Source organism: Deltaproteobacteria bacterium, assembly GCA_009929795.1.
GTDB lineage: Bacteria > Desulfobacterota > Desulfovibrionia > Desulfovibrionales > Desulfomicrobiaceae > RZZR01.
This window is the reverse complement of sequence record RZZR01000090.1, coordinates 1-9887: the sequence shown is the minus strand read 5'-3', so window position 1 is coordinate 9887 and position 9887 is coordinate 1. Positions and strand designations below refer to the sequence as shown.

Sequence of the window (9887 nt, the reverse complement as noted above, 5' to 3'; positions counted from 1 at the left end):
TGGCCCGCAATTCGTCCGGAGGAAGAGCCTCGGTCTCAGCCCGGGTCAGGCCGAGTTCGACGCTGGTTCTGGTTACGGCCACGCTCCACATGCCGGCGTTGCGTCCTTCGTGGATGTCGGCAATTGTGTCGCCGATCTTGATCATGGCGGCCATGGGGTAGGTCTGGAGGGCCAAGGCATTCTGGTAGCACATCCACGGGCAGGGCCTTCCGTCTGGAACATCGGAACTGCAGACCCATCGGTCAGGTGCGTAGCCGTGAATTGCTGCCACGGGTGCCAGGGCTTCCATCATGGGCCGGGTGTAGCCCGTGGATGAGCCGATACGGATGCCTCGGCTTCGCAAGGAATCCACAGATTCGGCAACCCCGGGGATGGGCAGAGCGTGTGTGGTGACGGCTTCGATCATCATGGGCTCCAGGAGAGCATAGACGCGGTGGATGTCGTCTTCGTCCGGCAACGCGCCGTGGGTCTGACGCCATTTCTCGGCTACGCTTTCCAGGGCGAACATGGCCCGGACGTGATCGATTTTTTTCAGACCCATGAAGGGGCGGATTTCGTTCCGATCGACCTCCACGCCCAGAGCGGCGAAGGCCCGATGAAATACCTCTGTGGGGCCGATGCATCCGTAATCCACGGCCGTTCCGGCCCAGTCCAGAATAACGGCCAAAACAGGCCCACGGTATGTTTCGAGGTATACGAATGGTTTTGTCATGATGTGTTCCTTGCGTATCAGCGGGTTACCCAGGCCTGGGCGCGTTGTTTGAAGCCCCTGGTGGTCAGGCCGTACAGGATGCGGACGAGGATGTTGGCTCCGACGATGAGCATGGACATGGCGCAGGCCGGGGCGATGTCGCCAGCGTCGTCCATGTTAGCCACGGCCACTGAGGCCAGGGTGGTGTTGGACGAATAGAGAAAGATCACGGCCGAGACCGTCGCCATGGAATTTACGAAATAGTACATAAAGATCTCCAAGATGGCTGGCAGGCAGATCGGCGTGGTGACCCGGAAAAAGGTTTTGTAGAACGGAACGCCCATGGATTCGGAGACGGTCTCGAATTCCTTGTCCAACTGCTTGAGGGCCGTAGTGGCCGTGAGAAAGCTCACCGCGTAGAAATGGACAATGTTGGAGAGGACGAGGATGCCCATGGTCGCGTAGAGGGGGTTGAAGGGATTGGGGATTCGAAGGCCTAGGATGTTCCAGTCCGGGGCGTTGAAGAAGAAAATGTAGGCCAATCCGATGACCAGACCGGGCAGGGCCAGGGGAATGATGGACAGGAAGTAGGCCAAGGCTCGCAGGCCTCTCAGACCCCTGGTCTTTTCGATCAGATAGGCCCCGGTGAAGGTGATAGCCGTGCCGAACATGGCCGAATACAGGGACATGCGCAGGGAATTGAAAAAAGCTTCGTATCCGCCGCCGCCCGTGCCCCGGAAGGTATAGTGCCAGAATCCGAGTTCGAGATTGTAGGGCCAGACTTTGACCAGGGAGGCGAACAGGGCCGTGGCGTAAAAACCCAGGATCAAAACGGTGACGACGATGCAGAATGACAGGAAAAACCCGTCGCGAAGCGGGTGAGGGTCCGGTTTCAGGGGTACGAATCTAGCCGCGATGAGAGCCGTCTGGCGGCGCTGGATGATTCGGTCCACGATAAAGGCCAGGGCGGCAGGAATGAGCAGGACCACGCTGACCACCGCGCCCATGATGAAATTCTGCTGCCCGATGACCTGCTTGTAGATATCCGTGGCCAGGATGTTGTAGGAGCCGCCAACCACCTTGGGGGCCCCGAAATCGGTAAAGGCAAGCACGAAGCAGACGAAGACGGCGCTGATCAACCCATACTTGACCGAGGGAAGAGTCACGGTCTTGAAAATCCGCCATCTGGATGCCCCCAGCGAGGCCGCGGCCTCGTAGAGTCTGGCGTCGGTAATTGAGAGGGCGACACAGAGGATGAGCGTGGCCTGGGGGAAGGTGTAGATAATTTCGGAGATGATGATGCCAGTGGCCCCGTAGAGTCCTATATCGAAACCCGGCAGGGTTCCGAAGAACCCTCTGGTGATCAGCCCCTTGTTTCCGAAGAGATAGATAAGGGCTATGCCGTTCAAGAGGGTCGGAGCAAAGAGAGGAATCAGGACTAGGCTCTTCAGGAGGCCCTTGAAGGGGATGCAGGTCCTGGTCAGGGCATAGGCAAAGGCAAAACCGAGGCCGACCGAGAAAAAGGTGGTCGTCACGGCCACCGTGAGAGAGTTGGTCAGAGAATTCGACAGGGACGGAGTCTGGAAATACCTGACGAAATTTGCCATTCCGACAAAATGGCCCTGTTCGTTCAGCATGGCCTTGGAGAGCAGTGCGTACAGGGGCAGAACCACGGCCACCAGAAGCCAGAGGCAAAGCAGTACAATGAGCCCCCGCCTGGCCCATATCCCTATATCCAGGTTTGGTTTCGAGGCCGGTCCGGGCCCCATAGGCCCGACTCCTTCACGTCCAGGCATCAGGCGTGAATTCCGGTCTGGTCCATGGGATAGACTCGCAGGCGGTCGGGGGGAAGGACCAGGTCCAAAAGACTGTCCTCGCGGACGGACAGACGACGGATTTTTTCCGTGGGGATCTCGGCCTCTATGGGGGCCTCGCTGCCATGTTCGAGCCATAGGTCCATCTGGACCCGGTAGACGGCCCCTCGATATTCCATGAACCTGACCTTGGCGCGGACCTCGTTGGGAACCCGGTTTTTCCCGGCTCTGGCCCCGGGAGCGATGAGCACGTCCTCGGGGCGGATGGCAACGGCCATCCTGGCGTTACGCTCAATGTCCCGACCGTTGTCTCCGTTGTCCAGGAAAAGGGTCAGTCCTCCCAGCGAAACACTACCGGTGTCGATGGCCCGGGCCCCGGGGATGAAGTTCATGGACCCGATGAACGAGGCCACGAATGGCGAGACCGGGCGGTCGTAGATGTCCAGAGGGGTGCCGTACTGGGCCGCTCGGCCCTGATTCATGACCAGGATGCGGTCGGCCATGGTCAGGGCCTCCTCCTGATCGTGGGTGACCATGATGGTGGTGATGTTCAGCCGTTTTTGCAGGCGGCGGATTTCGCTTCGCAAAAGAATACGGACCTTGGCGTCCAGGGCCGAAAGGGGCTCGTCCAGTAGCAGGAGACTGGGGGACAGGGCCATGGCCCGGGCCAAAGCGACCCGCTGTTGTTGGCCTCCGGATAACTGGGCCGGATACTTTTCGCCCATGCCGGTCAGCCCGACTAGGTCGAGGAGCTCCTCGACCCGGCCCTGGACCAGGCGCCGTTCACTCATGCTTCCAGTCAGGCCGTAGGCCACATTGGCAGCGGCGGTGAGGTTCGGGAAGAGCGCATAGTTCTGGAACACGATGCCGATGTTGCGCCTGGAAACCGGCAGTATTCCGACATCGTGCCCCCTGATGTGAATACTGCCCGCGTCCTGTTTTTCCAGTCCGGCGATGACCCGCAGGATAGTGGTCTTGCCGCAGCCGCTGGGGCCGAGAATGGTCACGAACTCTCCGGCCGAGACCGAGAAGCTGACATCGTCCAGAGCCCTGAAGCGACCGAAGGTCTTGGTCACGTTCCGGACGTCGAGGTAGGCCGCCGTATCGGGAGATGTATCCATTTCGTATTCCTTGGCAAAGGCGCTCCGGGTTCTTGCCAGGAGCGCCTCATCATTTCCGGGGAGGGTCGACCGGCGTCGGCCGGGCTCATGGTGACAATTTCACAGGAGCCAGATCAGTATGCCTATTTCTTCTCGCTCTTGCCGTCGTAGCGTTTAGACCATTCCTCCAGGATGCGGGCCCTGTTCTTGGCGGCCCAGTCGAAATCGTTCTTGATCAGCTGTGCTTCAGGGTTCTGGGGATACCCTTCAGGGATAGCCACTCCGGTGGGGTAGGCCGTGATTGGATAGACCGTGGCGTATTCAGCCATGACTTCCGGAGAGATGGCCCAATCGAGAAAGGTTCTGGCCCCGGCCTTGATGGCCGGTTTCTTGACCAGGGCGTTGGCCTCGACGTCCCATCCGGAGCCTTCTGTGGGGAATACTGTGTGAACTGGCTCCCCCTTCTGTTTCTGGATGATGCCCCGGTAGCCGAAGGAAATGCCGATGGGGATTTCTCCGGCCCCGGCCATTTTGGCCGGCTTGGAACCGGAATGGGTGTACTGGGCGATGTTTTCATGCAGTTTGTCCAGGTACTGCCAGCCTTTTTCCTCACCCATGAGTTGGAGGATGGCCGATACGGTCAAAAATCCGGTGCCTGACGACGCCGGATTGGGCATGGTCAACCGGCCCTTGTACTCGGGCTTGACGAGGTCGGCGAAGGACTCGGGGATGGGCAGGTTCAAGGCCCGGCACTCAATGGTGTTCACGCAGATTCCGGTCATCCAGGCCTTGATGCCGACCCAATGGGGCGGCTTCTTGGCATCGCGCATCATGGGCCGGACTTTGTCCAGACCTTTGGGAGCATAGGGCTCGAGCAGTTCCGCCTGGTCGGCCAGCATGAGGCTGGTGGCGGCGGTGCCCCAGACCACATCAGCCTGCGGATTGTCCTTCTCAGCCAGGAATTTGGCGGTGATGATGCCAGTGGAGTCGCGAACGATGTTCACAGTTATATCGGGGTGGGCCTTTTTGAAGAGTTCCATATAGCGTGGGATCTCGTCGTCTTCGAGGGCGGTGTAGACGAGAATCTGTTCGGCCAGGGCAAATGCCGGACCGAAAATGGCCAGAGTCAATGTCAGGGTTAGACAGCGGGCGATGGTGTTCATTTTTTCCTCGTTGTTCAGTTGCCATGGAGGGGGCGTCCCCGGAGGCTTCCGCCTTCAATCCCGAAACCGTATGTCAAGATTCGGCCCAAGGCCGACCGGCATTGAAGATAGACCAAAAATGATTCGGTATGGTTGCAGATGTTCGACAAAGGCGTGACAAGACAGTGGCAGCCTTGTCGAGAGGAGTTGTTGGGGTGGAGTCTTTTCAGACGCTGAAGCGGGCCGCCAGACGGCGGATCGTACTGCGGACGAGGCGGACCGGACCGAAGGCTTCGGGGGCCAGAGTTTCGGGCACGACAAAACCCGAGAGATCGAAGTCACGGGGCGAGGACAGAGGGTAGATCAGGTCTTCGGCCCGGTTGCCGGGGAGGTTTCGCCGTCGGCATTCGGCCCAGAGGGGGACCAGATCGGGGTCCAGGCCGAGCATGGTCCAGAGGGCCGTGTCCAGGGCCACGGGGTTTTGCGAAGACGCCAGCAGGCCGAGTTGGATGACCTCGCCCTTCATGGGCCCAGTGCGGTGCATGGCCGTGACAGCATCCACAAGACTGAAGACCGGGGGCAGGGCGGCTATGACGTCGACCAGATGGCCGGGGAAACGGTTGCCCCGATCGCCGAGGACAGCGTGGATCCAGGCTTTGCGGGTTCCGGGCACGCAGCCGAACAGGTTCTTGATCGCTCCGGTGACCCGCATCTGGGAGTGGGCCTTGAGACGGGGCACATTGACGACGTGGTCGGCCTCCATGGCTCGACGAGAGACGACTATCCTCCGGGTGCCAACCACAACGTGCCTTGGCTGGTTAAGGGTTTGCACGGTCAGCCCGAGATCGGCCAGTGCCTGGTCCAGGCCGCAGGCCCGGGCCACGCTACCGGCGCGGCCGAACCCGGGCGAGTCCCCGACCACGACCCGGGCCCCTGCATCCAGCAGACAGCGACAGGCACTCCGGACCACTTCGGGTCCGGTGCAGGCCAGGGGCACGGCCGAGACCAGATTGGGCTTGACCAGAACCCGATCCCCGGGCTTAATCCGGCCAGACAATTCGGCCATCAGCCGTTCCACGACCGAGTCGAGCTTTCCAGCTTCGTAGGTCGGGCAAGGCAGGACAAGTACCCGGCAACTGTCCCTGTACGGTGTGCTTTCCTCAACGTTCATGCTCGCCATCATTTCCCGGCGAGGGTCCGTCTGTAAAGCCCTGGTTTTTTCCCTCCCTTGTCACTGATTCAGATTTACCATAGCAAAGAACTGGGATCGATCCAAACCGCGACGAACGGGAGGAAGGATGAGCGACGAGATCAAGGCCCTGCTGGAACGGCACGCCCCTGATCTGATCACAGAAAAATCGGGTCGGTTGGTGACGGACACCACGGAGTTCATGTCCATCGGTCCCGGGGACGTCATCCGGGCCGGAGACCGCCACTATTTTGTCCTTCGTGATGAAATCGAACGGAGCTTCGGAACCGAGGACCCCAAGTACTGGGTCAAGCGATGCCGGACCCTTGAAACCGGGGAACGGGCCATCCTGAAGCTGGAGTTCTACGAGTCCTTTCCGGTCCGTCTGGGGAGTGTGGAGATCGAGTGTTTCCGAAGCCCTCGAAAAGAGGCCCGGATTTTGGATCTGGTCAGGGGCGATCTTCGGTTCATGCAGGGCCGGTCCGTGGATGATGAAGCCGGCAACAATGTCCGGATCCTGGACATTGTCTGGGGCCGCCCACTAGCCGAGTATATTGAGAATCTGGACATGAGCCACGAGGAGTACATGTCTGCGGTCCTCCCCGGGATGCTCGAGCAGTTCTGCGAGTCATGCCGGGCCATCGGGTTCCTCCACGAGCATGGCGAGAACCATGGCGACATCCGGCGTGACCATCTGTTCCGGGAGCGGGAGACCGGGGCCTTTCGGTGGATCGACTTCGACTACACCTACGAGTTTCGGGAGAACCCCTTCGGCCTGGATCTGTTCGGTCTGGGGAACCTGCTCCTGCACATGGTGGGCAAAGGGTTCTGCACCACCTACTCCATGGGGCAGCCAAACTTCGATGGCTGCCTTGACGGACCGTTTTACGAGGATGATTTCTCCCTGCTTTTCAAGAGTCGTCTGGTCAATCTGAGAAAAGTCTACCCCCATGTTCCGGCGGATTTGAACTGGGTGCTCATGCATTTTTCTTTGGGGACGCCGGTGACCTACGACACCGTGGACGAGATGCTGGGCGAACTAGAGCCCTGCCTGGCTGGGCTTCACAGGGAGTGACGGACTAACGCGACGACAAAGGAGGGCGAAATGGCAACGGAAAAGGTCCTGGTGGCCTTGGACGGGTCCGAGAATTCGGGCCGGGCCGTGGAGTATGTCGGTCGGCTGGTGGCTTCAGGGGCCGGTCTGGTGGTGGCTCTGCTCCATGTGGAACGGCCTCCGGACAGGGATTTCTTCGCCAGCGAGGAGGCCTGGGCCGAGGCTGGCAAGGAGCGCATGGCCGAGATGAAGAAATTTTTGGCCTGGGCCTGTGAGCATCTACGGGAGCAGGGTCTGTCCCCGGATCGGATCGAGGAGATCTACATGGCCAGCTGCCGATCCCCGGTCCGACCCATGGCCGAGATGTGCAGCTTGGGGACCAGCATTGCCCGGGACATCCTCAAGGTCCAAGAGGAAGGCGGGTATAACACTTTGGTCATCGGTCGGAGGGGCGTTTCCAAGGCCGAAGAGTTCCTTTTTGGCAGCGTGACTACCAAGGTCATTCATCTGGCCAAGAATTGCACGGTCTGGGTGGTACAGTAGCCGATGTTCTGGTCGCATCCGAGGGCCTCGGCCCTCCGCGAAACTGGTCTGTTTTCGGAGTTGGATCTGGCCTTTGCCGGGTACATGGCCCGGCTCGACCAGGACAAGACCCGTGAGATGGGCCTAATCCTGGCCTCAGCCCTGGCCAGTCGGCAGGGAAGCGTCGGGGACACCTGCCTGGACCTCGACCATCCGCCGGAGGAGGCTCGTCGTCCTCTGAACGAGGCCGGGGTCGTCCTCCCCGGCGGCTCGGATTGGGCCGAGACTATCGGGTATTCGTCGGTGGTTGGGGAGCCGGAGCACGTTCGTCCGCTCATTCTGGACGGCCACCGGCTCTATCTCCAGCGATTCCATCAGGACGAGGTCGACGTTCAGGCCATGCTGTTGACCATGGTCAGGGACAGGCCCCCACCCGTAGACCAGGCTGCCCTGAAGGACGGACTGGATCAGATATTCCCGGAGTGTCGGGGCGAGGATGGCCCGAACCGTCAGCGTCTGGCGGCTTTTGCCGCGGCCAGAAGCCGATTCTGCGTGGTCACTGGGGGGCCGGGCACGGGTAAGACGACGGCGGTGGCTGGGGTACTGGCTCTCCTGCTCATGGTCCATCCCGAAAGGAGCCTGAGGATGGCTTTGGCTGCGCCCACGGGCAAGGCCGCGGACCGCCTTCGGGAATCGGTTCGCCGGGTGAAATCCTCATTGAACCTCGATCAGGATATCGCCGGGCAGATCCCGGAGGAGGCCCTGACCCTGCATCGTCTGCTTGGCATCGACCCCATCACCGGCCAGCCCCGATACGGCCAGTCGCACCCCTTGCCTGTGGATGTTCTGGTCGTGGACGAGGCCTCCATGATCGACCTGCCCTTGATGGCCAAGACGCTCAGGGCTTTGGGTCCCGAGGCCCGACTGATCCTGGTCGGCGATCGGGACCAGCTTTCCTCGGTGGCTCCCGGGACGGTGCTTGGAGACATCTGTGGACCACCGTGGGGCGCAGAGCGTTTCTCGCCCGACTTCATTCTCGACTGGAATCTATGCGGCGGCTTGCCTCTGACGGAGGAGACGACCGCGGGGAGTCCTCCTCTTCTGGATGCCGTGGTCGGGCTGAACAGGCCGTTCCGATTCTCCAAGAAGAGCGGAATTCGGGCCTTGAGCGAGGCGGTCCGGCAGGGCGACCGGCAGGCGGTCCTGAGCATTTTGGCCCAAGACGAGGCTGGCGATCTCCGCTGGGTCGAGCCCTCGAAGCTCCCGGACGGTCGGGGATGCCTGCGGGATGTCTTGCGCGGAGAAATCGAGAACGGGTACCGGCCGCTTGGCTTGTCCGACGGCGTGGCCGAGGCCTTCCTGGCTCTGGGGGCTTTCCGAATCCTGGCTCCGGCCAATCAGGGACCACTGGGCGTGGATCGCCTGAACGAGATGTGTGAGCGGGTTCTGGATCAGGCCGACCTGATGGATGTCCGGGGGGAGTGGTATCAAAAACGTCCGGTAATGGTTCTCGCAAACTCCTACGACACGGGCCTGTTCAACGGCGACGTGGGGTTGGCCCGCCGGGTCGAGGGCAGGACAGTGGTCGTCTTCCCGGGCCAAGGTGGAGAATGGCGGGAGTTCTCTCCGGGCCGCCTCCCCGAGACGGCCACGACCTTTGCCATGACCATCCACAAGAGCCAGGGTTCGGAGTTCGACCGAGTTCTTCTGGTCTTGCCCGACGAGGATTTCGGACTGTTGACCAGAGAGCTGGTATACACGGCCATCACCCGGGCCAAGTCGTCACTGATCCTGGTGGCCAAGGAAGATATCCTCCTTGGAGCCGTGACCCGGCGGACTCGACGAGACTCGGGCCTGCGCGAGCGGTTGTGGACGGGGCTCTGAGGCCAAGGCACGGGCGCAAGGGAAACTGATCATTGCCCGGCCAGGTCGTCCAGGGCCTGCATGATGGGCTGGAGGGACGGCCGAGTGTTGATGTCGTTGACGTTGACGTACCTGACCACGCCTCGGTGGTCGATGACGAACACGGCCCGTTCGGCTGTGCCGTCGCCGCGCAGGACCCCGTAGAGAGAAGCTACCCGGCCGTGGGGCCAGAAGTCCGACAGAACCGAAAACCAGAGGCCGCCCATTTCCCTGACCCAGGAATGCAGGGTCGGGAGATTGTCCACGCTGATGCCGATGACCACGGCATCCCGCTCCTCGAACATGTCCCTGACAAGATTGTATCCTGGCCATTGGTCGGAACAGACCGGAGTCCATGCAGCCGGAACAAAGGTCAGCATCACGTTCTTTCGGCCCTGGAACGAAGAAAGGGTGACCATGGTTCCGTCGATGGAGGGAAGGGTGAAGTCCGGGGCTTGGGCCCCGACCTGGAC

The 9887-nt window shown here is 61.0% G+C and carries 9 protein-coding genes; 3 read left to right on the top strand and 6 right to left on the bottom strand.

Annotation, left to right across the window (positions count from 1 at the left end; genetic code table 11):
• The 5 genes from EOM25_09920 to EOM25_09900 form a co-directional block, all read right to left on the bottom strand.
• A partial coding sequence (locus tag EOM25_09920) for a phosphonoacetaldehyde hydrolase (GenBank protein NCC25493.1) occupies window positions 1-712 on the bottom strand: 712 nt, incomplete at its 3' end.
• Between the two features lie 17 nt (window positions 713-729).
• Window positions 730-2460, bottom strand: a complete 1731-nt coding sequence (locus tag EOM25_09915; GenBank protein ID NCC25492.1) for a putative 2-aminoethylphosphonate ABC transporter permease subunit — start codon at window positions 2458-2460, stop codon at window positions 730-732.
• A gap of 26 nt (window positions 2461-2486) precedes the next feature.
• Window positions 2487-3626 (bottom strand): putative 2-aminoethylphosphonate ABC transporter ATP-binding protein, encoded by a 1140-nt coding sequence (locus tag EOM25_09910; protein ID NCC25491.1) that lies wholly within the window; start codon window positions 3624-3626, stop codon window positions 2487-2489.
• 122 nt (window positions 3627-3748) lie between these two features.
• The gene (locus EOM25_09905; GenBank protein NCC25490.1) at window positions 3749-4768 is read right to left on the bottom strand and encodes a putative 2-aminoethylphosphonate ABC transporter substrate-binding protein; all 1020 of its coding nucleotides are present in this window, start codon (window positions 4766-4768) and stop codon (window positions 3749-3751) included.
• A 205-nt stretch (window positions 4769-4973) separates the two neighbouring features.
• Window positions 4974-5930, bottom strand: coding sequence for a DUF362 domain-containing protein (locus EOM25_09900; protein NCC25489.1), 957 nt, complete (start codon window positions 5928-5930; stop codon window positions 4974-4976).
• A gap of 115 nt (window positions 5931-6045) precedes the next feature.
• Between EOM25_09900 and EOM25_09895 the strand changes: the two genes are divergently transcribed.
• From EOM25_09895 to recD, 3 genes are read left to right on the top strand one after another with little or no spacing between them, the layout of a single operon-like run.
• The gene (locus EOM25_09895; GenBank protein ID NCC25488.1) at window positions 6046-7011 is read left to right on the top strand and encodes a serine/threonine protein kinase; all 966 of its coding nucleotides are present in this window, start codon (window positions 6046-6048) and stop codon (window positions 7009-7011) included.
• Between the two features lie 30 nt (window positions 7012-7041).
• A complete protein-coding gene (locus EOM25_09890) occupies window positions 7042-7533 on the top strand; it encodes a universal stress protein (protein NCC25487.1) in 492 nt (163 codons plus the stop codon).
• 3 nt (window positions 7534-7536) lie between these two features.
• A complete protein-coding gene (recD, locus tag EOM25_09885; protein ID NCC25486.1) occupies window positions 7537-9396 on the top strand; it encodes an exodeoxyribonuclease V subunit alpha in 1860 nt (619 codons plus the stop codon).
• Window positions 9397-9425: 29 nt separating this feature from the next.
• On the opposite strand, the gene EOM25_09880 is transcribed toward recD, so the two are convergent.
• A partial coding sequence (locus tag EOM25_09880) for a peroxiredoxin (protein NCC25485.1) occupies window positions 9426-9887 on the bottom strand: 462 nt, incomplete at its 5' end.